The following is a 25,908-nucleotide window of genomic DNA, read 5'->3' on the forward strand; positions in this document are numbered from 1 at the left end:
CCTTCGCTCGCAATGACGCCGCGTGACGCGTTGCGCGTCAGCTGTGACAGCAGGATGCCTGAACCGGCGCCGGTTGGTATTGGTCACGTAGCCGCACCCAATCCATCGGATAGGGCAACCCCTCCTCGTGGCGGCCAAGCGGCGTCAGGTCGAGATAGTGATAGGCGGCGTTCATCATGTCGAGGCCGCGCGCGAAGGTCGAGTAAGTGTGGAACACGTTCCCCTTCTCGTCGCGGAAGAACACGCTGATGCCGGGCAGTTCGGGACCATAGAGCGGGGTCGTTCCATAATTGTATTTCGCGTCCCCGGCATCGATCTGGCCTTGCGTGAACGACACACCGTAGTCGTAGTTGAAGTCATTGGCGCCCGACGACACCCAGTCGAAGGTCCAGCCCATCCGCTGCTTGAAGGCCTCCAGCTTGGCGAGCGGCGCAAGCGAGATCGCCACCATCGTCGTGTCGCGCGCAGCCAGATGCGGAACCATGCGTTCGAAGCCGTCGACCCAGAACGAGCAGCTCTTGCAGGCTGCGTCCCAATCGGGCGCGAACATCACGTGCTGCACCACGAGCTGCGGCCTGCCCTTGAAGAGATCGCCGAGCGTCACCTTGCCATCCGGTCCGTCGAACACATAGTCCTTGTCGACCTTCACCCACGGCAGTTCGCGGCGCTCTTGGCTCAGCGCCTCGCGGGCCTGGGTGAGCTCCTTCTCGCGGGCCATCAACGCCTTGCGGGCCGCGATCCATTCGTCACGCGAAACGATCTTGTGCTGTTGCATGCGATGCTCCTTTGCGGGGTCAGGCGTCGACATATTGCGCGAGATTGCCGAGGAATTCGGTCCAGCCGCGCTGGTGGTTGTCGCGCGCGGTCTCGTCGACGAACTGCGCGTGACGGAAGGTGAGCAAGGTGCCGCCGGCGTCGGGCTTGATCGACACCGTCACCTCGGACTCGCGCTCCGGCGTCGAATGCCAGGCCCAGCTGAACACCAGCTTCTGGTTCGGCACTACTTCGCGGTAGACGCCGCCGACCTCGTGATACTCACCGTTGGTGCCGGTGAATTTGATCCGGTAGCGTCCGCCGACGCGGACATCGAGCTCGGCCTGCGTCGTGCCGGGCTTGACCTCGCCCGGGCCGAACCACCGCACTAGGTTTTCCGGCTCGGTCCACGCGGCGTAGACTTTTTCCGGCCGGGCGCGGAGGCGCCGCGTGAGGGTGAGGCTTGGTCGCGCGGCAAGGCCGGCGTCGGCTGCGGATTGGTTTGCCGATTCAGTTGCCGATTCAGTTGCCATGGGTCTTCCTCCACAAAAGCGGCAAGGCGGTCGAGATTATCGGACCAGAATTGCGCATAGCGATTGAGCCAGTTCATCGCCTGCTCCATCGGCCTCGCGGTGAGGCGGCACGCCACCGTGCGGCCGGTCTTTTCGCGCGCGACCAGGCCGGCATCCGTGAGCACGTCGAGATGCTTCATGATCGCCGGCAACGACATCGCGAATGGCTGCGCCAGCTCGCTCACCGACAGGCTTTCCTGCGCGCCGAGCCGGGCCAGCAGCGCGCGGCGGGTGGGATCGGAAAGCGCCGCAAAGGTGCGGTCCAGCGTCTCGTCTTGATACTTAACCATGTGGTTTAGTATAGGCGCAAACGGCGCGGCGTCAAGCGCCTACCTTCACGATCACGTCAATGCCGCAGCGTCGCGACGCCGGATGGTTGGGACGATTGCAGGCGGAGAGCAGAAGCGCCCTCCCGGCCCACGGCTACTGCCGGTGGTGCCGGTGCCGATGCCCGTGACGATACGGCGGAGGCTGCTCCGGCTCGAGCTGCTCGCGAAACAGGAATCGCGGATTTTCGCCGCAAGCGAGGAAGCGCCCCGATACGCTCGCAAGGCACTGCTGGTAGGTCCGATAGGCGCATTCGCCGGGATAGCCGAGGCTCGGGCCCTGTGCGCACCACGGGTAGTCATAAGGATCGGCGGCAGCAGGCCTGATGCTCGCCGCACCGGCAAGCGTCATCGCTCCCAAGACAAGCATTGCCATTTGCGATGCGCGCATGATCCGCCTCCTCAGATGCCGCAGTTAAAGCGCGGCATCTTGGGTAAGGTTCCTGAAGGTCATTTTATTCCGCGTCAAGGTTCGGCAATTTTCGGGCTCGCCCGCGCGGATCAGACCTGGCCCGCGCGGTTCAGCCAAGCTGAACATACAAAGGCCTACTCGACCTTGAGGCCGGCGAACTCGACCACCTTCTTCCACTTGTCGGTCTCGGCCTTGATGTCGTTGCCGAAGGCGTCCGGCGTCTGGATCAGCGAGTCGCCGCCGAGCTCGACCAGGCGCTTCCGCATGTCGGGTTCGGCGAGAACGGCGTTGATCTCGGTGTTGAGCTTGGCGATCAGCTCCTTCGGCGTGTTCTTCGGCGCGCCCATGCCGAACAGCGCGCTCGCCTCATAGCCCTTCACGGTCTCGGCGATCGCCGGCACATCAGGCAATTGCGAGGAGCGTTCCGTCGTGGTCACGCCGAGCGCGCGCAGCGAGCCGGAGCGGATGTGCTGGATGATCGAAGGCATATTGTCGAAGATCACCTGTACCTGGCCGCCGAGCATGTCGGTGATCGCGGGCGCGGCGCCGCGATACGGCACGTGCTGCATCTTGCAGCCGGTCATCGACATGAACATCTCGCCGGAAAGGTGCACCGAGGTGCCGTTGCCGGAAGAGGCCATGTTCACCTTGCCGGGATTGGCCTTCACATACTCGATGAACTCGGCGACGTTCTTCGCCGGTACGTCCTTGTTCACCGTCATCACGTTCGGCACGCGGTTGAAGGAGGCGACCGGCGCGACGTCGCGCACGAAGTTGAACTTCAGGTTGGCGTAGAGCGAGGCGTTGATGTAGTTCGCCGGATTGACCAGCAGCACGGTGTAGCCGTCCGGCTCGGCATTGATCGCAGCTTCGGTGCCGATATTGTTGCCGGCGCCCGGCTTGTTCTCGATCACGAACTGCTGGCCGAGCTTCTCCGACAGCCGCTGCCCGATCAGGCGCGCGATGATGTCGGTGGCGCCGCCCGGCGGATAGCCCACGATCCAGCGCACCGGCCGCGCCGGATAGTCGGCAGCCGAGGCGCGGCCGATCGCGAATGTCGAAATCCCCGACCCGATCAGGCCCAGCGCGGCGCGGCGTGAAATCATGAAGTCTCTCCCAATCCCGCAGGGTTCGACCCTGCCCGTTTCTGTTGCGTTGCGTGCGGCGCGGTTCTAACAAACAATGTCTGAAGCGGCCAGTGCGACACGTGCGACATTGACCGCGACGAAAGGCTAAGCTGCAACGCTCCGAACCGAAGAGAATCGATCATGTCCGTCAAGGTGAATGGGCTCGACCATCTCGTGATCAACGTCACCGATGTCGTGCGCTCGGTTGCCTGGTACAGCAGGATCCTCGGCATGGAGGTGAAGGTGTTCGACCCCGGCAAGGGCAAGACACCGCGGACCTCGCTGGTGTTCGGCAACCAGAAGATCAACGTGCGGCCACGCGACGCGGACAAGGTGGACTGGTTCACCGCCGATCATGAAGCGGCCGGCAGCGACGATCTCTGCTTCCTCACCTCGAGCCCGCCCGAGGCGGTGGTCGCGCATCTGAAGGCCCACGGCGTCAAGATCGAGGAAGGCCCGGTAGCCAAGCAGGGCGCGCGCGGCACGCTGCGCTCGGTCTATTGCCGCGACCCCGACGGCAGCCTGATTGAGATCTCGTCGTATGAGAGGGATCCAAGCTAGCTGTCGTTCGGCATTGCTAGCAAACCAGTCGGGCGAACGCGCGCCGATGGCAGCGGCGCGAACAGATCCACCCGTTCCGTGCGGCGGAACGAATTGCTTCAGCGCAAGATCACTTTGCGAATCCCGATTTGCTCTCGGCGCACACCGATGGCAGAACTGATCTCAACCAAGATCAATGGCGGCCGGCAAGGCTGCGCGGGAGGACACATGACGACTTCACAGCCAGTGCCGGGCATCGTCGGACCGTTTGCGGGGCTCGACGTGCCGTGGCTGCTCAGGATGCGCGCCGAGGTGCGCCGCGATCATCCATTCCTGATCTGGGCGCCGTTCGATGCGCCGGCACGGCGCTGGAGCTACGGCGAATTCCATGAGCGCGTCGGCGCGCTCGCGGCGGGCCTCGCCAGGCGCGGCATCAAGCAGGGCGACTATGTCCTGATCCATCTCGACAACTGCGTCGAGGCGATCATGGCGTGGTTCGCCTGTGTCGAGCTTGGCGCCATTGCCGTCACCACGAATACCCGCTCGGCCGCGGCCGAGATCGAATATTTTGCCGGTCATTGCGGCGCGGTCGCCGCGATCACCCAGCCGGCCTATGCCGAGCTGATATCTGCCAACTGCAAGGGCCTGCGCTGGATCGCAGTGACCTCGCATGATGCGGGGCAGGCGCCGGCACAGCCGGCCGCGCGCGGCGACAGTTTTGACGCATTGTTCGCCGACAGCGCCGACCGGCCGAAGCGCCCGATCGATCCGCTCGCTCCCTGCAGCGTGCAATATACCTCAGGGACCACATCGCGGCCGAAGGCGGTGTTATGGACGCATGCCAACGCGCTGTGGGGCGCCAAGATCAACGCCGCCCATCAGGACCTGCACGCGAGCGACGTGCACCAGACCTACCTGCCGCTGTTCCACACCAACGCGCTGGCCTATTCGATGCTGGCGAGCCTGTGGGTCGGCGCGACCTGCCTGATCCAGCCGCGCTTCTCGGCGAGCCGGTTCTGGCGGGTGGCGATCGAGCACGGCTCGACCTGGACCTCGACGATCCCGTTCTGCATGAAGGCGCTGCTGGAGCACGAGGTTCCGAAGAACCACAAGTTCCGCCTCTGGGGTACGGCCGTGAACGAGCCGCCGGCATTCGCCGTGTTCGGCATCAAGATCATCGGCTGGTGGGGCATGACCGAAACCATCACCCACGGCATCATCGGCGAGGTCGACCAGCCGAACCCGCCGATGTCGATCGGCCGCGCTGCGCCGGAATACGAAATCCGCATCACCAACGATGACGGTGCGCCAACCGGCGTCGGCGAGACCGGCAATCTCCTGATCAAGGGCATCCCCGGCCTGTCGCTGTTCGCCGAATATCTGCATAACGAGAAGGCGACGCGCGAGAGCTTTGACGAGCACGGCTATTTCATCACCGGCGACCGCGTCACGATGCTGGAGCGCGGCTATCTCAGGTTCGGCGATCGCTCCAAGGACATGCTCAAGGTCGGTGGCGAGAACGTCGCGGCCTCCGAGATCGAGCAGGTGATCGCGGTGGTGCCGGGCGTGCGCGAGGCCGCCGTGGTGGCGAAGAAGCACCCGATGCTGGACGAGGTGCCGGTCGTCTTCATCATCCCGCAAACCGGCGTCGCGGCGCTGCCCGCCGACCTGCACGACAAGGTCATGACCGCCTGCCGCTCCGCGCTCGCCGACTTCAAGGTGCCGCGCGAGATCCGCTTCGTCGACGAGATGCCGCGCTCGACGCTGGAGAAGGTTGCGAAGGCGGAATTGCGGAAGATGCTGGAGTAGGAACGGCACTGTGCCTCGCCGTCATTGCGAGCGAAGCGAAGCAATCCACCGGCCCGCGTACGCTGAAGCATGGATTGCTTCGTCGCTTCGCTCCTCGCAATGACGGTCAATTCACCTCGAACCGGATCGGCAGCTTCTTCGGGCCGTTGACAAAATAGGCCTGCGTCATCTTCACCTCGCCGTCGAGCGACAGCGATTTGAGGTGCGGCAGCAGCTCCTCGAACAGGATGCGCATCTCGAGCTTGGCCAGATACTGGCCGAGGCAGAGATGCGCGCCATAGCCGAACGCGACGTGGCGATTGGGCTTGCGGTCGCTGCGGAAGCGATCGGGATCCTCGAACACGTCCTCGTCGCGATTGCCCGAGGCGTAGCACAGCATCAGCCAGTCGCCCTTGGCGATCTTGCGGCCGCCGAGCTCGGTATCCGCGGTGGCCGAGCGCATGAAATGCTTGACCGGCGTCATCCAACGGATCGCCTCGTCGACCAGGCCCGGGATCAATTCCGGGTTGGCCTTCACCTTGGCGAATTCCGCCGGGTCCCTCGCCAGCGCCCAGATCGCACCCGCGGTCGAGGATGAGGTGGTGTCGTGGCCCGCGGTCGCGACGATCATGTAATAGCTGGTCTGATCGTGCTCGGGCATGTAGTCGCCGCCGATCTTCGCGTTGGCAATGACGGTGGCGAGATCGTCGCGCGGGTTCTGGCGACGTTCCTCGGTGATCTTGCGGAAATAGGCGGAGAAGTCGGCGACGATCGACTGCAACATCGCCGAGACCTGTTCCGCGCTCAGCGCCTCGCGGACCCGGGCGGTGTCGGGATCCTGCGGGCCGAACAGCTCCTGCGTCAGCTTCAGCATGCGCGGCTCATCCGCTTCGGGCACGCCGAGGATCTCCATGATGACGTGCAGCGGGTAGCCGAGCGCGACGTCCTCGACGAAATCGCAGGCGCCGCCGCGGTCGAGCATGCGCTGCACCGTGGCGCGCGCGATCTCGCGGACGCGGGCCTCGAACTTGCCGAGATTGGCCGGCATGAACCAGCCCTGCGTCAGCGCGCGGTACTTCGGATGGTCGGGCGCATCCATCTGCACAAGCGAGCGCACCAGATTGGGCCCGCCGGTGATCTTGCGCACCCGCTCCTCCAGCGCTTGCGTCGTCAGCGTGGTCGGCCGGTCGGCATTGTGGAACAAATCGTTCTGGCGGCTGATCGCCTGGATATGGGCGTGCTTGGTCACCACCCAGAACGGGTCGAACTTCTCGGGGCGCGCGATGCCGAGCGGGTTGTTGGCGCGCAGCCAGCGATAGCTGTCGTGGATGCGGTCGTCGGCATAGGCGACGGGATCGACGAGGGTTTCAGCGATATTGGCGGGGATATCAAAATCCCCGGTCGTTGCCGTGTCCATGATCGTCCTCACCTGCCCAAGCACCGGTCGCGCGCCGATGATCGCCGAAATCTAGGCGGAGGTAAGGAGGGCGACTTGCGTTGATTGGCTAAACGCGGCGCCGCACGCGCTATTGCGCGGCATGGCGGAGCAATGACGGCGGGCTCAATAATGCCCGAACGCCACCGGGCGGAACGCCTGCAGCAATTGCTGGTCGAGCTTGCCGCCCATCTCCTCCATCATGGAGAACGCCTTGGCATGGGTGAATTGCAGCCGGTAGGCGCGCTTCTCGACCAGAGCGGCGTAGACATCGACGATCGTGGTGACGCGGACGATGTCGCTGATCTGGTTGCCGCTGAGGCCGTTCGGATATCCGGTGCCGTCGAGGAATTCGTGGTGATGCAGGATCACGTCGAGCATCTCCGGCGGGAAGCCGCCCTGCGCCGACAACGCCTCGTAGCCGCGGCGCGGATGCTCGCGCATCTCGGCCATTTCCTCGACCGTGAATGCGCCCGGCTTGTCGAGCAGCGCGACCGGAACGAAGGCCTTGCCGACATCGTGCAGCAGCGCGGCACGGGCCAGCCGGCGCTGATCGTCGTCGCGCATGCCGAGATGCTGCGCGAACGCGACCGCAAAGCCGGTCACGAACAGGCAATGGCGATAGGTCTCCTGGTGATGGCAGCCGACCGTGGTCAGCCATTCACGCAGCGAGTTGTGCTTGATCGCCTTCAGGATCTTGTTTTCGGCGGCAACGATGTCCTCGAACTTCAGCGGCTCGCCGGCGCGCATCCGCTCGAACATCTTGACCATCACGCCGTGCGCGGCTTCGACGCCGCGGTTGAGCGCCTTGCCGCGATCGGTCTCGTCGTAGCCGCTGTTGTCGGGAAACGCGGCGCGAATGCGCTGCAGGATGCCGCGCGCGTCGAACGGCCGCGAGATCGTGTCGGTGGCGCCGAGCGCCCAGGCCTGCATCGAGGCGTGATGCAGCGCATCCGCCAGCACGAACAGCCGCGGCATCTCGCGATAGGCGTCGGCCTGCAGCTTGGCACGGACCATCTGCACGGCTTCGGGCGAGCGCAGGTTGATGTCGACCACGATGCCGGAGAGATCGCGGGCCGGCTGCTCGGGAATGTCCGACGTCGGAACGGTATCGACCTCGCCCACCGAGCGCAGGATGCTGGCGAGTTCGTTGCTCTGATCGCTTCGATCTGACGCCAGCAGGAGGCGGCGCTTCGAAGTCTGGTTATTGGCTAAGGCAGTCATGACATCCCCGTCGCGGTAACGACCGACGGGTGGACGCTACCCGACGATGCGTTCCCTCCGGCTTAATGGGGATGCTGAACGGCGGTTGAGCGCAATGGATACAATTTGAGGAACCGCGGAATCCGCCAGCAGAATCAGGCCGCCAGAAAATGATGGCGGGTGGCCGCAGCGCCGGCGAATCGTGAATTTTTGCGGTGTCAAAGACGCCGACGCCGTCCCCACCCGGCCGGTGCCCAGAGCAAAGAAAAACGCCGGAGAGCGCTGTGCTCTCCGGCGCCTTCATTGGTTCAGGCCGTTACGCCTTCATCGCAGCCTTGACGGCCTCCGCGGTGATCGGCAGGCCGCGGACGCGGGCACCGACCGCGTTGAAGACGGCGTTGCCGATCGCCGGCGCCACCACCGTCACTGCGGGCTCGCCGACACCGGTCGCCTTCTCGCCATTGGCGATGACGTTGACCGCGACTTCCGGCAGCTGGCTCATCCGAAGCGGCGTGTAGCTGTCGAAATTGGTCTGCTCGATGCCGCCGTCCTTCAACGTCGCCTTCTCGAACAGCGCCAGTGACATGCCCCACAGCGCCGCGCCCTCGACCTGGGCCCGGATGCCGTCGGGATTCACTTGCGTACCAACGTCGGTCGCAACCGTCAGCTTCTTCACCGTCACCTCGCCCGAGGGGGCGACGGCGACGTGGGCGACGCAGGCGGTCCAGCTCGCCGTGGCGCGCTCCTGCGACGACACACAGGCAACGCCCATGCCTTCGCCCTTGGGCAGCTTCTTGGTGCCGTAGCCGGCGAGACCCATCGCCGCGAGCAAGGTGTTACGGAGACGCTGCGCACCACCGTCGTTCTTGCCCTTGCCGTCGAGCAGCTCGACGCGAAGCTGGGCCGGATCCTTGCCGGTCGCATGCGCGATCTCGTCGACCATGCTTTCGACCGCCCAGAACGTCCAGCCCGGCGCCACCGAACGGAGCTGACCCGACGGGGTGGCGTTGTGCGCCATCTCGTTCTTGATCGCCCGCACATAGTGGTTGGGGACGGTGTAGAAGAAGTCCGAACCGTTCACCGTGAACGCATCGAGCGGCCCCTTCTTGTCGACCGATGGCGACAGGAAGTCGGGGATGCCCCAACGCTGGGTCGGCCAGGCCGAGACGACGTCGTGGCTCAATGCGACGAGCTTGCCGTCGCCGTCCACGCCGGCCTTCACTTTCTGGTAGGTCAGCGGACGCGAGAAATCCATCGTCATGTCGTTTTCGCGCGTGTAGATGACCTTGACCGGCTTGCCGACGGCCTTGGCCGCCTGCACCGCGGGCACCATCATGTCGGCGTCGAGACGCCGGCCGAAGCCGCCGCCCAGCCACATCTGATGCATCACCACGAACTTCGGATCGATCCCGGCGGCGCCGGCGGCGATCGCACCGGAGCGCGTCGCGAACTGGTTGCCGGAATAGATGTGCAGGATGTCGCCCTTGAACTCCGCGGTGGCGTTCATCGGCTCCATCGGCGCGTGGATGTTGATGTTGGTGGTGTATTCCGCCTCGAGCACCTTGGCCGCCGTGCCGAAGGCTGCGTTCGGATCGCCGTCCTTGACGAAGAACTCGCCGGAATCGCTGAGTCCCTGAAGCCGCTTGGCCTCGGCGAACAACGATTCGCTCGACAGTTTGGCGTTCGGACCGCCATCGTAGTCGATCTTCAGCGCCGCCGCCGCTTTCTTGGCGTTGGCGTAGGTGTTGGCGACCGCGACGACCCAACCGGTCGTGGTTGTGGTCTTGTCGTCGAGGGTGACGGCCTTGATGAAGCCCGGCACCTTCTTGGCCGCGCCATCATCCACCGACTTCACGGTGGCGCCGTAGCGGACCGGCGGGGTGACCAGCGCGCCGTAGACCATGCCCGGCAGCATCACGTCGATGCCGTACTTGGCGGTGCCGTTGACCTTCAACGGAATGTCGAGCTGCGGCACCGAGACGCCGATCATGGTGTACTGGTCGGCCGACTTCAGCTTGATGGCCTTCAGATCATCCGCCGTGAAGGTCTTGGTCGCCTTGCCGCTCTTCACCACCTCGGCGAACGACATCGACTTCTTCGACTTCGGATGGCTGATCGTCGACGCGCGCACCACCAGCTCGCCGGCCGGGACGCCCATCGAGGCCGCCGCCGCCTCGGTCAATGCGATGCGGCCGGCGGCGCCGGCGCGGCTCATGGCGTCGAAGTTCATCATCGTCGACCAGCTGCCGCCGGTGATCTGCGCGCCCAGCACGGGATCGTTGAACTTCGGATCGTTGGAGGCGAGCTGGACCCGCATGTCCTTCCAGTTCGCGCCGAGCTCTTCGGCCACGATCTGCGCCATCGTCGAGGCGACGTGCTGGCCCATATCGGCCTTGCCGCAGGTCACGGTGACGAGACCATCGGGCGCGATCGAGTACCAGACGCTGGGCTCGAAGTTGGCGGGTGCGGGCGCCGCCAGCGCGCCATCGATGCCGGACCCGGCGTAACCGAGCACGAGGCCGGTTGCAGCGGTGCCGACCAGGAAGGAACGGCGGCTGAGATCGGTCGTCTCAGGAGCGAGGTTTTTCACGTGCTTGTTCATGTGGCCCTCCGCTCGGATCCGGTGGCCGATGCGGTGCGCATGTCGGACGCAGCGCGCATGATCGCCTTCTGGATTCGTGAATAGGTCATGCAACGGCAGAGATTACCGTCCATATGCGCGACCACTTCTTCCTTCGTCGGGTTGGTGTTCTTCGACAGCAGCGCTGCCGCCTGCATGATCTGGCCGGACTGGCAGTAGCCGCATTGCGGCACCTGCTCGGCGACCCAGGCCTTCTGCAAGGGATGTTCGCCCTTGGCGGAGAGGCCTTCGATGGTGGTGATCTTCTTGCCGACGGCGTCGGCGAGCGAGGTCTGGCAGGACCGCACCGCTTCGCCGTTGAGGTGAACCGTGCAGGCGCCACAGAGACCGGCGCCGCAACCGAATTTGGTGCCCGTCATCTGCAATTGCTCGCGGATGACCCAAAGCAGCGGCGTGTCACTGGCCGCCTCGACGGACATATTCCGTCCGTTGATATTGAGATTTGGCATCTCTCTCCCCTTCCGGTGTCGGAAGCCGCTTACGGCGGCAACTCACTGTTGGGTCATGGCTGGCGCCCACCGGGTAAGCGACAGTTGCCGAAACAATGATCCGGTTCCCGGCTGGAGGCAATCCAATTTGGAATTGCTCGAAAGGAATAAATTTCGGAAACTGCCTGTTGTGCGATGCGGCAACGGCATGAAGCTTTTGAAATGCCAGTATTGATGCCGTATCGATGGCTCCTACCAAGGTCGGTAGCGCTGCCGGACCCGAGATCGACAACAGAAGGAGCCCGTCAATGGCCAAGCTCAACCGCAGCGGTGTCGATATCTATTACGAGATTCATGGCAGCGGCCCACCCCTGATCCTCACCCACGGCTATTCGTCGACGTCTGCGATGTGGCAGGGCCAGATCGAGGCGCTGTCGAAGCGGCACAAACTGATCCTGTGGGACATGCGCGGGCACGGCCAGTCCGACTATCCCGACAATCCGGATGCTTATAGTGAAGCCCTGACCGTGGGCGACATCGCCGCCCTGCTCGACGCCGCCGGCGCCGACAAGGCGATCGTCGGCGGGCTGTCGCTCGGCGGCTACATGTCGCTTGCCTTCCACCGCGCTCATCCAGAGCGGGTGCGTGCGCTCTTGATCATCGACACCGGTCCGGGATTCAAGAAAGACGACGCCCGCGAGGTCTGGAACAAACGCGCCCGCGACACCGGCGACCGGTTCGATCGCGAAGGGCTCGAGGTGCTGAAGTCGCTGAGTGCCGAGCGCGCGTCGGTCACGCATCGCAACGCCAAGGGCCTGGCGCTCGCCGCGCGCGGCATGCTGGCGCAACGCGATGCGCGGGTGATCGAGTCATTGCCTGGGATCAAGGTGCCGTCGCTGGTTGTGGTCGGGGCCGACGACACGCCGTTCCTGGCGGCGTCCGACTACATGGCGGCGAAGATTCCTGGCGCGCAGAAGGTGGTGGTTCCGAACGCCGGCCACGCCGTCAACATCGATCAGCCGCAGGCCTTCATCGAAGCCGTGCTGCCGTTCCTGGATAGCCTTGAGGCCGGCGCGCCGGGAAAGGCCGCCTCATGAAGTCGATTGCCGTCGCCTTGTTGCTGATGGCGGCCGCGACTGCAGCGAACGCCCAGAAGCTGCGGCCGTTCGCTGACCCGGCCACGCCGACCTTCACCGCGACGCTGTCGAACAACACACCGCTGGTGTTCGGCATGGATGTCGCGGACGCGCAGCGCGCGCTCGGCACCCCCTTCACCCATGTCAGCGGGCGGCCCGGCAACGAGATCTTCCTGACCTTCCGCGATCTCGGCGGCAGCGGGCTGTTTCCGCACCATGACCGTCTCTATCTGCAGTTCCGCAAACACCGGCTGACCGGCTGGAAGGCCGACTGGGGCGAGAACTGGATGTGGCGCTAACCCTCATCATCGAAAGCTTCATGCAACCCCCAACGTGACAAGGATGGACCATGGGACAAGACATCAAGCTCAAGGCTTCGGACGGATTTGAACTCGGTGCCTATCGCGCCGATCCCGCGGGCGCGCCGAAGGGCGCGATCGTGGTGATCCAGGAGATCTTTGGCGTCAACCACCACATCCGCTCGGTTTGCGACCGCCTGGCGAACGAAGGCTATGTCGCGGTTGCGCCATCGATCTTCGACCGCATCACACCGAACTTCCAGAGCGGCTATTCTCCCGACGAGGTGGCCGAAGCGCGCAAATTCGTCGCCAATCCGGACTTTGCCGCGATGCTGCGCGACAGCCAGGCGGCGATCGACGCGGTGAAGTCGGTCGGGCCGGTCGGCATCATCGGCTTCTGCCTCGGCGGCAGCATCGCCTATGCGGCCGCCACCAAGCTGACCGGGCTCTCGGCCGCGATCGGCTATTACGGCGGCGCTGTGATCCGCTTCGCCGACGACAAGCCGGCCGTGCCGACGCAGCTGCATTTCGGCGAGAAGGATGCCGGCATTCCCTTGAGCGACGTCGAGACCATCAAGTCGAAGCGGCCCGAGGTTGAGGTCTTCATCTATCCCGGCGCGCAGCACGGCTTCCATTGCGATGAGCGCGCCAGCTACGACAAGGCAAGCGCCGACATCGCCTGGCCGCGCAGCATGGAATTTTTTGGAAAGCATTTGAAGAAGTAGGACGCACCCCTACTCCATCATCATTCCGGCGCGCGCGACGCGCGAGCCTCAGGTGCGCTATTGCGCACCTGGAAACCTCGAGATTCCGGGTTCGATGCTGCGCACCGCCCCGGAATGACGAGGGATGTTGTCCTTCGTCAGAACCAGCGCTCGCCGACGAACACCGTATCGCCCGGGCTCATCGGCGTGCCCAGCGGCACCACGAAGCGGCCGGCGCCGGACGCATCCGTATGGGTCAGCGTCACGCTGTCGCGGCGGGCGCGCGGCGAGAAACCGCCGGCGATCGCGACCGCGCTTTCGACGGTCATGTTCGGCACGTAGGGATATTGGCCAGGAGCCTGGACCTCGCCGAGGATGAAGAACGGCCGGTAGGATTCGATCTCGACGGCGACCGAAGGATCGCGGATGAAGCCGTTGCGCAGCCGTGCCGAGATTTCGCCGGCGAGCCCGGCCGGCGTGCGGCCGCGTGCCGGCACCGAGCCGATCAGCGGCATGGTGATCGAGCCGGCAGCGTCGATCGCGTAGGAGTTGGTCAGGCCTTCCTGGCCGTAGACCACGACGCGGAGCTTGTCGCCCGGACCGAGATGATAGGAGTTGTCGTAACCGGCGGGCCCACCCGGGGCGGCGGCATAAACCACCGGGGCGGCGCCCGGCGCGGCATAGCCATAACCGGGAGACGTGCTGGCGAAGGCGGAACGCAATGCGCTGATCGCACCACCGCCGCCTGCATCGGCAACCGGGACGGGTCCGTAGGCCGGGCCATAGGTGACGGCATCGACACCTTGCGGGCCGATGGCAACAGGGCCGGACGTGCTCATGCAGCCAGACAGCGCGAGCGCAGCCACAACGGCAGTGATCGGCAATCGTAACGCGCGTGCAACCGGCACCGGACCTATCCCTCAACGGCGAGACAAGCCCAGTCTTGCACCACTTATGGTTAATAAAGGGTTTTCGAGGACCGAGTGGGGAGCCGGAAAGCCCGCCTCCCCCTCGATTTAGAGCACGACACGGCGATCAGGCAGTGACGCCGACGCCGATCGGGCAGGACACGCCGGTGCCGCCGAGCCCGCAATAGCCCGCCGGATTCTTGGCGAGGTATTGCTGATGGTAGTCCTCGGCGAAGTAGAATTCGCCGGCCGGCGCCACCTCCGTCGTGATCGCGCCGAGGCCCTTGGCGGCGAGCGCCTTCTGATACATCGCCTGCGACGCATCGGCGGCTTTGCGCTGCGCGTCGCTGTACGTGTAGATCGCGGAACGATACTGCGTGCCGATGTCGTTGCCCTGGCGCATGCCCTGTGTCGGGTTGTGGTTCTCCCAGAACGTCTTCAGCAGCTTCTCGTAGGAGATCTTCTTCGGATCGAACACGACCAGCACGACTTCGGTGTGGCCGGTGCGTCCCGAGCACACCTCTTCATAGGTCGGGTTCGGCGTGTGGCCGCCGGCATAGCCGACCGCGGTGGTGTAGATTCCGTCGCCGAGTTCCCAGAACTTGCGCTCCGCGCCCCAGAAGCAGCCGAGCCCGAACACGGCCTGCTCGAGGCCTTGCGGATAGGGCGGCGTCAACTTGCTGCCATTGACGAAATGCGTCGTCGCGGTCGGGATCGGCGTCGCGCGGCCTGGCAGCGCCTCGGCGGCGCTTGGCAACGCGGTGGTCTTGCGCATGAACAACATGGATACCTCCGGGCGGGACATCGGCCGACGCGGGCTGCGGCCTGCGGGCCGGCTGTCACCTATATATGTCCTTACGCGGATGATGGCAGCCCCGTTACTGAACGGCTGCGGCCAAGACAAGCTCAAGCGGATCGCGGTCGGTTCAGTCGCGTGCGTAGCCGATCAGCGGCTTGCGCGGCCGGAACAGGATCATCAGCAGGATGCCGGCAATGCCGAGCACCGCGAACACCGGCTGCTCCAGAAGCAAGCGGATCACGTCGTTCCACAGCCAAGGCGCGAAGCGGTCCACCCAGGCGTGGAACGCCTGCTGGCTCGACTGATGGATATCGTTCCAGAACTGGCCGAACTGGGTGAACCGCAGGCTCTGGTCGGCGACGTAGCGGGCTCCGTCATAGACCATGAAGATGAAACTGCCGGCCAGCAGCAAAAGGCCGATCAGGCGGAAAAAGCCGCGGATCATGCGTCACCCTAACTCCCAGTCGTGCCCCACGCGTCGACAGGCCTTACCGGGCGCCCCCCGGAAATTCAACCTCTTCAGCGGCTTATCCGGCCCTCGCGAGGCCGATTTCGGGCCCTTTTTCGGTCCCGAAAGCGTTGACGGTTAAGCCTGCGCCATCTATAAGACCGGCCGATGGCGGCGGGCGCAATCCTGCCGCCGCTGTTCTTTGGACAGTGCCGCATGCGGGGGCAGCATTTTGCGCTCTTCGTATGGCCGCCTCAAGGACACCCAAGACAACACCTTGGACAAATACATCAGAGTTGAGATTTGAACCGGCCGGTGCGCGCCAGCCCGACCACCGAGCGATCACCGCCGAAGGACAGTTAGAGAACCATGGCCAACACCACCTCCGCCAAGAAGGCGACCCGCAAGATTGCTCGCCGCACCATCGTCAACAAATCGCGTCGCACGCAGATGCGTGGCGCGGTGCGCACCGTCGAGGAAGCGATCAAGAGCGGCGACCGCGAGGCGGCACTGAAGGCGATGAGCAAGGCCGAGCCCGAACTGATGAAGGCAGCGCAGCGCAACATCATTCACAAGAACCTCGCGAGCCGGAAGGTGTCGCGCCTTACGCAGAGCATCGCCAAGCTCGCCAAGTAAGCGCAACAAAGTAAGCTCAGCGCGTAACGCTCGCCGCGCGAGCTGACGGAGGAACACATTTGTCACGAAGCCCGGCTCGCGCCGGGCTTTTTGTTTTGGTCTCGCATTTTGTCGTGGAAGTTTCATAGCGCGAGAAGAGCAGGCGTTGCCGCGCAACGCACTGCGTGTCATGTTTCGTCGCGTCCGTAGTTCTACCGGCTCAACATGCTTAATGCGCCGCACTCGCGCACAGATTGTTCTGCGCTAAGCTAGATAGATGGAATAGCGCGCAGCATTTTCGCGTTGAAAATTACTCAGCGGGGTTACCCTGCAAAAGTAATCGAGAAAAACGACGCTTCGCGAGTTACTTATCCACATAGCGCCGAGCAGCGATTGGAAAAATGACCGGCGCGAGACCAAATGTAAATTTTCTATGAAAAATTTTTGGTATTGCACCGTCGTTTGTGACGCGCGTGAATCTGTACGCTGATTCAAAACCTTGCTTTCGCAACTCTGCATTTGCAACACCGCAACAGTCGCGAAGAGTCACGATCCCCGTCGAATCCACGGATTGTCAGAAAATACGCTTGGTGTATTTATTTCTTGTTCGCGACGCCCACGGCTCTCCAGATCAGCGCGGTTTGAGACCCAAGGGCGGACGTGCAAATCGGCGGCGGTGTGCGCGTTAGCGACGCTCTCCAAGCGAAGCTAGATTGACGGCTCATAGCGATATGAGGACGGTCGACCTGTGTCAAAATATCTCCGGCGATGTCCCCGGCAATTTGGGGGATCGAACAAGAGAGACCAGGGCGTCAGTCGGAGTCTGGCAGCGGGAACGCGGCGCAAGCGAACGGATTGACGACGACACGCGGCGGCGAAGCGCCGGGCATTTCGGTGTTCGGTAGCAGCAGTTCGATTTTGAAGACACCAGCAAGCTGACAACTTGCCGCGATACGTCGCGGTGGGAGGGGGAGGACTTATGCCTTACGGTATCATCACTGCAGTCGAACCGACGACAGCCCAAGTGCAGACTTCCTGTGGTGCCGTAATCACCCCCTCGGACGCTGGCTCTCACCCGCAGAGACCGTCGAGTACGCGCTGACCTCGCGGGACGCATCTTCTCCAAACAGCTGACCTGTCGCATGGCGCATGGCCGCCACACGGGAGAGCTTTGTCCGGAGCAGACCGCGCCCGCTAGAGGTCGCGTCGTGGCAGCAATCCTGCGCGGCGCTTTCGCATTCATCATCTCTCTCAGTTTTGGAAAAGTACGAAGGCAATGACGAACACGGAACAGGATCGCTGGTCGCGGGTGAAGGGACGTTTGCGGACGAGTGTTGGCGAGGACGTCTACACGAGCTGGTTTGCGCGGATGGATCTGGAGAGCGTGCACGACGAGAGCGTGCACCTGTCGGTTCCGACCCGGTTCCTCAAGAGCTGGATCCAGGCGCATTACGCCGAACGCGTGCTCACCTGCTGGCAGGCCGAGATGCCCGAAGTGCATCGCATCGACCTCACCGTGCGCTCGGCGATCCGCGCGACGGCCCCGGTGAAGGAAGCGGCTGCGCCCGCCGAAGTACGCCGTGTCGAGCGCCATGACGGCCGTCCCGCGCCCGAACTGCGCTCGTTCGCGACCGCGCCGGTGTCCGCCAGCCATGACGCGCTCGGCGGCTCGCCGCTCGATCCGCGCCTGACCTTTGCAAGCTTCGTCGTCGGCCGTTCCAACACGCTGGCCCATGCGGCTGCGCGCCAGGTCGCGGAAGGTCGCCGCGGCGATCCCGTGATGTTCAACCCGCTCTACATCCACGCCGGCGTCGGCCTCGGCAAGACGCATCTGCTGCAGGCCGTGACCTGGGCCGGCAATTCCGGCGGCGAGCGCAAGGTGCTGTATCTCACCGCCGAGAAATTCATGTACGGCTTCGTCGCGGCGCTGAAGACGCAGACGGCGCTGGCGTTCAAGGAGGCGCTGCGCGGCATCGACGTGCTGGTCATCGACGACCTGCAGTTCCTGCAGGGCAAGTCGACGCAGGCCGAGTTCTGCCACACGCTGAACGCGCTGATCGACGCCGGCCGTCAGGTCGTGATCGCGGCCGACCGTCCGCCGTCCGACCTCGAAAGCCTCGACGACCGCGTGCGCTCGCGGCTCGCCGGTGGCCTGGTGGTCGAGATGGGTTCGCTCGGCGAGGAGCTGCGGCTCGGCATCCTGAAGTCGCGCGTCGCCGCGGCCCGCGCCCACCATGCGACCTTCGATGTGCCGGAGGAAGTGCTGGACTATCTGGCGCGCACCATCACCCATAACGGCCGCGACCTCGAAGGCGCGATCAACCGCCTCTTGGCGCACTCCAAGCTCAACAACCAGCCGGTGACGCTGGAGATGGCCGAGCGCGAGGTGCGCGACCTGATCCGCCCGCAGGAGCCGAAGCGAATCAAGATCGAGGACATCCAGCGCGTCGTCGCCCGGCAGTACAACGTCAGCCGCTCCGACCTCCTGTCGTCCCGCCGCACCGCCAACGTGGTGCGCCCGCGCCAGGTTGCGATGTATCTGGCCAAGACGCTGACCCTGCGCTCGCTGCCGGAGATCGGCCGGCGCTTCGGCGGCCGCGACCACACCACGGTGTTGCACGCGGTGCGCAAGATTGAGGCACTGGTCGCCAAGGACACGACGCTGTCCGAGGAAGTCGAATCGCTGAAGCGGCAATTGCAGGAATAAGACTGCAGGAATAAGGCCGCCTCATCCGGCCGGATCGTTCCATGGCCCTCCCCTTTATCAAGAGGGGAGGGCCAAACTTTTTTCCGGCCCAAAACGTGGGGAACGGGGCCCGTTTCGCGCCCGTATCCCTTGCACCGGCCGCCCATCCGCGCCACCTTGCGGTCCCCCCGTGGGTTTGATCAAATCCGGTATTGATCCGGCTTATCGGGTTTCCAACGCCGCGGTGCTGCCCTGAACGGCCGCCCGGCTTTTCCATCTGAGGGATCTGGCGGGTATTGCAATGAAGGTCACCGTCGAGCGCGCGCAACTCCTGAAATCGCTGGGCCACGTTCACCGCGTAGTCGAGCGTCGCAACACCATCCCGATCCTCGGCAACGTGCTGATCCGCGCCGAGGGCGCCAAATTGTCGCTGAAGGCGACCGACCTCGATCTCGAGGTGACGGAGACGCTGCCGGCCGAGACCGGAACCGCCGGCTCGACCACGGTGCCCGCGCACATGTTCTATGACATCGTCCGCAAGCTGCCCGACGGCTCGCAGATCGTGCTGGAGGCCGACGGCGACCGCTCGGTGCTCGCGGTGCGCGCCGGCCGCTCGCGCTTCACGCTGCAGACGCTGCCCGAGAGCGATTTCCCGGGCCTTGCCGCCGGCGACATGACGCATTCGTTCTCCCTGCCGGCCTCCGACATCAAGCGCCTGATCGACCGCACCCAGTTTGCGATCTCGACCGAAGAGACCCGCTATTACCTCAACGGCATCTATCTGCACGCCGCCGGCAGCGCCAAGGCTGCGACCCTGCGCGGGGTTGCGACCGACGGCCATCGTCTGGCGCAGATCGACCTCGCGCTGCCCAAGGGCGCGACCGGCATGCCCGGCGTGATCGTCCCGCGCAAGACCGTCGGCGAGGTGCAGCGGCTGATCGAGGGCGACGACGCCGAGATCTCGATCGAGCTGTCGGACGGCAAGATCCGTTTCACGCTCGGCAATGTGGTGCTGACCTCGAAGCTGATCGACGGTACCTTCCCGGACTATGGCCGCGTCATTCCGCAGAACAACGACAAGGAACTGGTGGTCGACAAGAAGGATTTCGAGGCCGCCGTCGATCGCGTCTCGACCATCTCCAGCGAACGCGGCCGCGCGGTGAAGCTGGCTCTGTCCGCCGGCAAGCTCGTCCTCTCGGTCACCAACCCGGATTCCGGCAGCGCCACCGAAGAGCTCGAGGTCGAGTACGCCTCCGACGCGCTCGATATCGGCTTCAACTCGCGCTATCTGCTCGACATCGCCGCCCAGATCGAGGGTGAGGTCGCAGTGCTGAAGCTCGCCGATCCCGGCTCGCCGACCCTGGTGCAGGACCGTGACAGCAAGGGCGCGCTCTACGTGCTGATGCCGATGCGGGTGTGACGCACTTCTCTTGGCGCACATCAGCACTAGATTGCGTCGTGGCTGGGCACGACTGCCCGGCAATGACGAGCTGAGATGACCCCGTCCCGCATTCATCGCCTGTCGCTGACGCATTTCCGCAATTACCGGGCGGCGACGCTGCAGGTCGCGGGCGACATGGTGGTGCTGGTCGGGCCGAACGGTGCCGGCAAGACCAATTGCATGGAGGCGGTCTCGTTCCTTTCGCCGGGCCGCGGCCTGCGCCGCGCGACCCTGGAGGACATCGCCGACAATCAGGGCGACGGCTCCTGGGCCGTCTCGGCCGAAGTCGAGGGCGCGCTCGGCCTTGCTACGCTCGGCACCGGCATCGATCCGCCGACCGGCGAGGCGAGCAACAGCCGGCGCTGCCGCATCGATCGCGAACCGGTGGGGTCCGCGACCGCGTTCGGCGACCATCTGCGCATCGTGTGGCTGACGCCGGCGATGGACGGCCTGTTCATGGGCGCCGCGTCCGAGCGGCGGCGTTTCTTCGACCGCCTGGTGCTGGCGATCGATTCCGAGCATTCCAGCCGGGTCTCGGCGCTGGAGCGCTCGCTGCGCTCGCGCAACCGGCTGCTCGAGGTCCGCAACTACGACGACCATTGGTGTGATGCGATCGAGCGCGAGACCGCCGAGCTTGCGGTCGCGGTCGCCGCATCACGCGGCCAGACCGCCGCCAAGCTCGCCGCGATGCTGCGCGAGCGCGGCGCCGCCTCGGCCTTCCCGTCCGCCGAGATCATGCTCGACGGCTGGATGGAGAACGCGCTGCTGCAGGAGCCTGCAACGGCGGTGGAAGACCGCTACCGCGAGATCCTGCGGGCCAGCCGTCCGCGCGACGCCGCCGCCGGGCGCACGCTGGACGGCCCGCATCTGACCGACCTGCAAGTGATCTACGCGCCGAAGAACATGCCGGCGCGCGACGCCTCGACCGGCGAGCAGAAGGCGCTGTTGATCGGGCTGGTGCTGGCGCATGCCACGATGGTCGCGGAGATGACCGGCATCGTGCCGCTGCTGCTGCTCGACGAAGTCGTCGCCCATCTCGACCCCAACAGGCGCAAGGCGCTGTTCGACGAACTCGCCAAGCTCGGCGCACAGGTCTGGATGACCGGCGCCGATCCCGCCGCCTTCGTCGATATCGGCCCGACGGGAGAGATTTTCGACGTCGAATCCGGCCGCGCCACGCGGCGCGGCTAATTGGCTGGTCTAAGGACGTCTGAGGTGACGGCGCCGTCGCAGGGCGCTTTGTCAAAATACCGAAAACAACCCCATGCAAAGTAGCCGGCCGCGGCCGGCGTTCGACCAGGCAGCTTGACACGTCGGGCAACTCAGGAGCATTATTCTAATATTCCGAAATTGTGCCGGTATCCCCCTCGCCCCTGGCTTGCCGAGGGGAGAAGCGAACCGCCGAAGCCGCTCCAATTCAGCCGGGTCCCATCATGTTTCTGGCCGTGCAGAATCGGCCTCGATATGGGCTCCGAATCCGCCACCGAATCGGGCTTTTCAGAGCCCTCGGAATCGGCCTTTGAAGACCTTGAAAGAGGCCTAAAAAATCCTATTTATTCAATAGTTTGTAGACGGAGACTTTGCGCTAGGCGCAACTCGTCTTTCATGGCACAAATAGCGGAATCAGCGCCTCATTTTGTGCAGCTGATTCGGGACATCCTCGAAGGCCTCACATGACTGAACCTGCCCGGCAGACCCCTGCCGAATCTGAGCATCCCATTCCGGCCGAATATGGTGCGGAATCGATCCGGGTGCTGAAGGGCCTCGACGCTGTCCGCAAGCGGCCCGGCATGTATATCGGCGACACCGATGACGGGTCCGGCCTGCATCACATGGTCTACGAAGTCGTCGACAACGCGATCGACGAGGCGCTGGCGGGCCATGCCAGCCGCGTCCTGGTCACCCTCAACGCCGACAATTCCGTCACCGTCTACGACGACGGCCGCGGCATTCCGGTCGACATCCACAAGGGCGAAGGCGTCTCCGCCGCCGAGGTCATCATGACCCAACTGCACGCCGGCGGAAAGTTCGACCAGAACTCCTACAAGGTCTCCGGCGGCCTGCACGGCGTCGGCGTCTCCGTGGTCAACGCGCTGTCGAGCAAGCTGGGCTTGCGGATCTGGCGCGACGACAAGGAGCACTACATCGAATTCGCGCACGGCGATGCCGTGGCGCCGCTCAAGGTGGTCGGCGATGCCCCGGGCAAACGCGGCACCGAGGTCACCTTCCTCGCCTCGCCCGAGACCTTCAAGAACATCGAATATGATTTCGCGACGCTCGAGCATCGGCTGCGCGAGCTCGCCTTCCTCAATTCCGGCGTCCACATCGTGCTCTCAGACATGCGCCACGCGGTCGAGAAGCGCGAGGAGATGTACTATTCCGGCGGCGTCGAGGAATTCGTCAAATATCTCGACCGCAACAAGAAGGCGATCGTGCCGGCGCCGATCATGGTGCGTTCGGAAGCCAACGGCATCGGCGTCGAAGCCGCGCTGTGGTGGAACGACAGCTACCACGAGAACGTGCTGTGCTTCACCAACAACATCCCGCAGCGCGACGGCGGCACCCATCTGGCCGGCTTCCGCGGCGCGCTGACGCGCCAGGTCAACGGCTATGCCGAGGCCAATGCGAAGAAGGAAAAGATCGCGCTGACCGGCGATGATTGCCGCGAAGGCCTCACCGCGGTGCTGTCGGTGAAGGTGCCCGATCCGAAATTCTCGTCGCAGACCAAGGACAAGCTGGTGTCCTCGGAGGTTCGACCGGTGGTCGAGAACGTCCTCAACGAGGCGTTGGCGGCCTGGTTCGAGGAGAATCCGAAGGAAGCCAAGGAAATCGTCGGCAAGGTGATCCAGGCCGCCGCAGCCCGCGAGGCTGCGCGCAAGGCGCGCGAGCTGACCCGCAAGAATCCGCTCAGCGTCTCCTCGCTGCCCGGCAAGCTCGCCGACTGCCAGGAGAAGGATCCGGCGAAGTCCGAACTGTTCATCGTCGAGGGCGACTCGGCAGGCGGCAGCGCCAAGCAGGGCCGCAACCGCGAATTCCAGGCGGTGCTGCCGCTGCGCGGCAAGATCCTCAATGTCGAGCGCGTGCGCCCGGACAAGATGCTGTCGTCGGAGCAGATCGGCACGCTGATCACCGCGCTCGGCACCGGCATCAGCGACGATTTCTCGGTCGAAAAGCTGCGCTATCACAAGATCATCGTGATGACCGACGCCGACGTCGACGGCGCCCATATCCGCACGCTGCTGCTGACCTTCTTCTATCGCCAGATGCGCTCGATCATCGACGGCGGCTATCTCTATATCGCCCAGCCGCCGCTCTATAAGGTCTCGCGCGGCAAGTCCGAGCAATATCTGAAGGACGAGCGCGCGCTCGAGGATTATCTGATCTCGACCGGGCTCGACGAATGCGTCTTCAAGCCGGCCTCCGGCGACGACCGTTCGGGCCGTGACTTGCTGTCGCTGGTCGAAGACGCCCGGATCATCCGCTCCGTGCTGCGCAACCTGCACAGCCGCTACAACCGCGCGGTGATCGAGCAGGCCGCGATCGCGGGCGTGCTGACCCCGAAAATCACCAGCGATATCGCGACCGCCAACTCCGCGGCCGATTACATCGCCAAGCGCCTGGACGCGGTTGCCGACGAAGTCGAGCGCGGCTGGATCGGCACCTTCACGGAAGGCCAGGGCTTCCAGTTCGAGCGCACCGTGCGCGGCGTCAAGGAAGTGGCCGTGATCGACGACGCGTTTCTCGGCTCGGCCGATGCACGCAAGCTCGACGAGTATGCGACCAGGCTGCAGGAGATCTACGTGCGGGCGGGCAAGCTCCGGCGCAAGGATGCCGAGCAGATCATTCACGGCCCGATCGACCTGTTCGAGGCCGTGACCGATGCCGCCCGCAAGGGCGTCTCGCTGCAGCGCTACAAAGGTCTCGGCGAGATGAATCCGGAGCAGCTGTGGGAGACCACGCTGGACACCGAGGCGCGCTCGCTGCTCCAGGTGAAGGTCAAGGAGGTCGACGAGGCCGACGACATCTTCACCAAGCTGATGGGCGACGTGGTCGAACCGCGCCGCGACTTCATCCAGGAAAACTCGCTCAGCGCCACCATCGACATCTGAGGACCTGCTCCCGGCGGCCATACAGCTTCCGGGGCGATGGCTCAGCGAGAGTGACGTGTCCGTGACAAGGCGATCGGCAGCGTCGCGCGGCTACCTTTCGGGTGGAAGCTGCGCCGGAAGTTGTGTTACGGTGCCGAGCGGCCCTTGATTCCGTTACGGAATTTCGCGCGGCCAAGTTCGAATCCAAGTCTGATGCGTTAGGGGACATTCCGCGTGCCGCCGATCCAATACATCGTCGAAGGCGGCCGCCGCCTCTCGGGCACCATCGAGCCGTCGGGCAACAAGAACTCCGCGCTGCCGATCATCGCGGCTGCCCTGCTCACCGAGCATCCGGTCACGCTGACCAACGTGCCGCGCATTCGCGACACCGAGACGCTGGTCGAGCTGTGCCGTTCGGTCGGCGCCAGCGCCGAATGGACCGAGCGCAACACGCTGCAGATCCATGCCAAGGAGATCCGCGCCGCCGATCTCGATCCGGCGCTGTGCGCGCGCATTCGCGCCTCGATCCTGCTGGCAGGTCCGCTGCTCGCCCGCTGCGGCGAGGTCGCGCTGCCGCCGCCCGGCGGCGACGTGATCGGCCGCCGCCGGCTCGACACGCATTTCCTCGCCTTCGAGCAACTCGGCGCCACGGTCACCGCGACGCATCGGCTCGAATTCCGCGCTTCGCGTCTGAAGGGCGCCGACGTGTTCCTCGACGAGCCCAGCGTCACCGCGACGGAGAACGCGCTGGTCGCCGCCGTCGCCGCCCGCGGCACCACCTATCTGCGCAACGCGGCGTCCGAGCCGCATGTGCAGGACCTCGCCAATTTCCTGGTGGCGCTCGGCGCCAGGATCGAGGGCATCGGCACCAACACCATCATCGTGCATGGCCAGGCGACGCTCGGCGGCACGAGCTACGCGATCCAGCCCGACCATATCGAGGTCGGATCGCTGATCGGGCTTGCCGCGGTGACCCGCTCGCCGCTGCGCATCGCGCGCGCCGGCGTCGAGCATCTGCGCTCGATCCGGATGGGCTTTGAGCGGCTCGGCATCGTCTGCGGCATCGAGGGCGACGACCTCGTCGTGCCGTCGAACCAGACCATGAAGATCCAGGACGATTTCGGCGGCCACGTGCCGAAGCTCGAGGACCAGCCCTGGCCGGCCTTCCCGGCGGACCTGATGTCGATCGCGATCGTCACCGCGACGCAGTGCGACGGCGTCATTCTGATGCACGAGAAGATGTTCGAGTCGCGGATGTTCTTCGTCGACAACCTGATCGCGATGGGTGGCCGGATCGTGCTGTGCGACCCGCACCGCGCGATCGTGGCAGGTCCCAGCCGGCTGCGCGGCGCGCCGATGAACTCGCCCGACATCCGCGCCGGCATGGCGATGCTGCTGGCCGCGGTATGCGCCAACGGCACCTCCACCATCAACAATGCCGACCAGATCGAGCGCGGCTATGAGCGGATCGACGAGCGGCTGAACGCGCTCGGCGCCAAGATCAAGCGGATACCCGCGCGATCGTGATACCCTGCGGCAGCTTGGCCATGCATTTGGCC

Annotated in this window: 22 protein-coding genes and 1 pseudogene; 11 read left to right on the plus strand and 12 right to left on the minus strand. The window is 64.8% G+C overall.

Annotated elements, in window-relative coordinates:
• Positions 1 to 37 precede the first annotated feature (37 nt).
• The 5 genes and pseudogenes from CO675_RS06665 to CO675_RS06685 all read right to left on the minus strand — a co-directional run bounded on the left by CO675_RS06665 (position 38) and on the right by CO675_RS06685 (position 3,169).
• A complete protein-coding gene (locus CO675_RS06665) occupies positions 38 to 775 on the minus strand; it encodes a DUF899 domain-containing protein (protein ID WP_097671422.1) in 738 nt (245 codons plus the stop codon).
• A 19-nt stretch (positions 776 to 794) separates the two neighbouring features.
• Positions 795 to 1,157: pseudogene (locus tag CO675_RS06670) on the minus strand (SRPBCC family protein); the annotation flags it as partial.
• Positions 1,142 to 1,615: an ArsR/SmtB family transcription factor gene (locus tag CO675_RS06675; RefSeq protein WP_097671230.1), complete on the minus strand. Its 474-nt coding sequence runs from the start codon at positions 1,613 to 1,615 to the stop codon at positions 1,142 to 1,144. The gene CO675_RS06675 and the pseudogene CO675_RS06670, both read right to left, overlap by 16 nt.
• A gap of 133 nt (positions 1,616 to 1,748) precedes the next feature.
• Positions 1,749 to 2,042, minus strand: a complete 294-nt coding sequence (locus CO675_RS06680; protein WP_198964512.1) for a DUF3551 domain-containing protein — start codon at positions 2,040 to 2,042, stop codon at positions 1,749 to 1,751.
• Between the two features lie 155 nt (positions 2,043 to 2,197).
• Positions 2,198 to 3,169, minus strand: coding sequence for a Bug family tripartite tricarboxylate transporter substrate binding protein (locus tag CO675_RS06685; RefSeq protein ID WP_097671232.1), 972 nt, complete (start codon positions 3,167 to 3,169; stop codon positions 2,198 to 2,200).
• A 162-nt stretch (positions 3,170 to 3,331) separates the two neighbouring features.
• Between CO675_RS06685 and CO675_RS06690 the strand changes: the two genes are divergently transcribed.
• The gene (locus tag CO675_RS06690) at positions 3,332 to 3,751 is read left to right on the plus strand and encodes a VOC family protein (protein ID WP_097671233.1); all 420 of its coding nucleotides are present in this window, start codon (positions 3,332 to 3,334) and stop codon (positions 3,749 to 3,751) included.
• A gap of 207 nt (positions 3,752 to 3,958) precedes the next feature.
• Positions 3,959 to 5,539, plus strand: a complete 1,581-nt coding sequence (locus tag CO675_RS06695) for an AMP-binding protein (protein ID WP_097671423.1) — start codon at positions 3,959 to 3,961, stop codon at positions 5,537 to 5,539.
• Between the two features lie 106 nt (positions 5,540 to 5,645).
• Here CO675_RS06695 and CO675_RS06700 read toward each other — a convergent pair whose 3' ends face one another.
• The 4 genes from CO675_RS06700 to CO675_RS06715 form a co-directional block, all read right to left on the minus strand.
• Entirely contained in the window at positions 5,646 to 6,935 is a 1,290-nt protein-coding gene (locus CO675_RS06700; RefSeq protein ID WP_097671234.1) for a cytochrome P450, read from the minus strand.
• A 144-nt stretch (positions 6,936 to 7,079) separates the two neighbouring features.
• Positions 7,080 to 8,177 carry an HD-GYP domain-containing protein gene (locus tag CO675_RS06705; protein ID WP_097671235.1) on the minus strand — a complete coding sequence of 366 codons (1,098 nt, stop codon included), beginning with the start codon at positions 8,175 to 8,177 and terminating at the stop codon, positions 7,080 to 7,082.
• A 295-nt stretch (positions 8,178 to 8,472) separates the two neighbouring features.
• The gene (locus CO675_RS06710) at positions 8,473 to 10,758 is read right to left on the minus strand and encodes a xanthine dehydrogenase family protein molybdopterin-binding subunit (RefSeq protein ID WP_097671236.1); all 2,286 of its coding nucleotides are present in this window, start codon (positions 10,756 to 10,758) and stop codon (positions 8,473 to 8,475) included.
• On the minus strand, positions 10,755 to 11,246 hold the full coding sequence (locus tag CO675_RS06715) for a (2Fe-2S)-binding protein (protein ID WP_050405446.1): 492 nt from the start codon (positions 11,244 to 11,246) through the stop codon (positions 10,755 to 10,757). The genes CO675_RS06710 and CO675_RS06715 overlap by 4 nt, the downstream gene beginning before the upstream one ends.
• Positions 11,247 to 11,533: 287 nt before the next feature.
• Between CO675_RS06715 and CO675_RS06720 the strand changes: the two genes are divergently transcribed.
• Genes CO675_RS06720 through CO675_RS06730 form a run of 3 tightly spaced genes read left to right on the plus strand, consistent with a single transcriptional unit; the run spans position 11,534 to position 13,385 of the window.
• Positions 11,534 to 12,322, plus strand: a complete 789-nt coding sequence (locus tag CO675_RS06720) for an alpha/beta fold hydrolase (RefSeq protein WP_097671237.1) — start codon at positions 11,534 to 11,536, stop codon at positions 12,320 to 12,322.
• Positions 12,319 to 12,660: a hypothetical protein gene (locus tag CO675_RS06725; protein WP_097671238.1), complete on the plus strand. Its 342-nt coding sequence runs from the start codon at positions 12,319 to 12,321 to the stop codon at positions 12,658 to 12,660. The genes CO675_RS06720 and CO675_RS06725 overlap by 4 nt, the downstream gene beginning before the upstream one ends.
• A gap of 50 nt (positions 12,661 to 12,710) precedes the next feature.
• A complete protein-coding gene (locus CO675_RS06730) occupies positions 12,711 to 13,385 on the plus strand; it encodes a dienelactone hydrolase family protein (RefSeq protein WP_097671239.1) in 675 nt (224 codons plus the stop codon).
• A 137-nt stretch (positions 13,386 to 13,522) separates the two neighbouring features.
• Here the strand turns inward: CO675_RS06730 and CO675_RS06735 are convergent, their stop codons facing one another.
• From CO675_RS06735 to CO675_RS06745, 3 genes are all read right to left on the minus strand, one after another.
• The gene (locus CO675_RS06735) at positions 13,523 to 14,272 is read right to left on the minus strand and encodes a polysaccharide biosynthesis/export family protein (protein ID WP_245452656.1); all 750 of its coding nucleotides are present in this window, start codon (positions 14,270 to 14,272) and stop codon (positions 13,523 to 13,525) included.
• Between the two features lie 127 nt (positions 14,273 to 14,399).
• The gene (gene msrA, locus CO675_RS06740) at positions 14,400 to 15,056 is read right to left on the minus strand and encodes a peptide-methionine (S)-S-oxide reductase MsrA (RefSeq protein WP_097671241.1); all 657 of its coding nucleotides are present in this window, start codon (positions 15,054 to 15,056) and stop codon (positions 14,400 to 14,402) included.
• Between the two features lie 142 nt (positions 15,057 to 15,198).
• Positions 15,199 to 15,516, minus strand: a complete 318-nt coding sequence (locus CO675_RS06745; RefSeq protein ID WP_016842666.1) for a hypothetical protein — start codon at positions 15,514 to 15,516, stop codon at positions 15,199 to 15,201.
• A 372-nt stretch (positions 15,517 to 15,888) separates the two neighbouring features.
• Here CO675_RS06745 and rpsT point away from each other — a divergent pair, with 372 nt between their 5' ends.
• The 6 genes from rpsT to murA all read left to right on the plus strand — a co-directional run bounded on the left by rpsT (position 15,889) and on the right by murA (position 25,876).
• Entirely contained in the window at positions 15,889 to 16,155 is a 267-nt protein-coding gene (rpsT, locus tag CO675_RS06750; protein WP_029079417.1) for a 30S ribosomal protein S20, read from the plus strand.
• Positions 16,156 to 17,410: 1,255 nt separating this feature from the next.
• Positions 17,411 to 18,841 (plus strand): chromosomal replication initiator protein DnaA, encoded by a 1,431-nt coding sequence (gene dnaA / locus CO675_RS06755; protein WP_097671242.1) that lies wholly within the window; start codon positions 17,411 to 17,413, stop codon positions 18,839 to 18,841.
• A gap of 280 nt (positions 18,842 to 19,121) precedes the next feature.
• Positions 19,122 to 20,240: a DNA polymerase III subunit beta gene (gene dnaN, locus CO675_RS06760; protein ID WP_097671243.1), complete on the plus strand. Its 1,119-nt coding sequence runs from the start codon at positions 19,122 to 19,124 to the stop codon at positions 20,238 to 20,240.
• Positions 20,241 to 20,315: 75 nt separating this feature from the next.
• Positions 20,316 to 21,452: a DNA replication/repair protein RecF gene (gene recF, locus CO675_RS06765; RefSeq protein ID WP_097671244.1), complete on the plus strand. Its 1,137-nt coding sequence runs from the start codon at positions 20,316 to 20,318 to the stop codon at positions 21,450 to 21,452.
• 482 nt (positions 21,453 to 21,934) lie between these two features.
• The gene (gene gyrB, locus CO675_RS06770) at positions 21,935 to 24,370 is read left to right on the plus strand and encodes a DNA topoisomerase (ATP-hydrolyzing) subunit B (RefSeq protein WP_097671245.1); all 2,436 of its coding nucleotides are present in this window, start codon (positions 21,935 to 21,937) and stop codon (positions 24,368 to 24,370) included.
• A gap of 213 nt (positions 24,371 to 24,583) precedes the next feature.
• Entirely contained in the window at positions 24,584 to 25,876 is a 1,293-nt protein-coding gene (gene murA, locus CO675_RS06775; RefSeq protein ID WP_097671246.1) for a UDP-N-acetylglucosamine 1-carboxyvinyltransferase, read from the plus strand.
• Positions 25,877 to 25,908 lie beyond the last annotated feature (32 nt).

Origin of the sequence: Bradyrhizobium sp. C9 (assembly GCF_002532045.1) — a bacterium.
GTDB lineage: Bacteria > Pseudomonadota > Alphaproteobacteria > Rhizobiales > Xanthobacteraceae > Bradyrhizobium.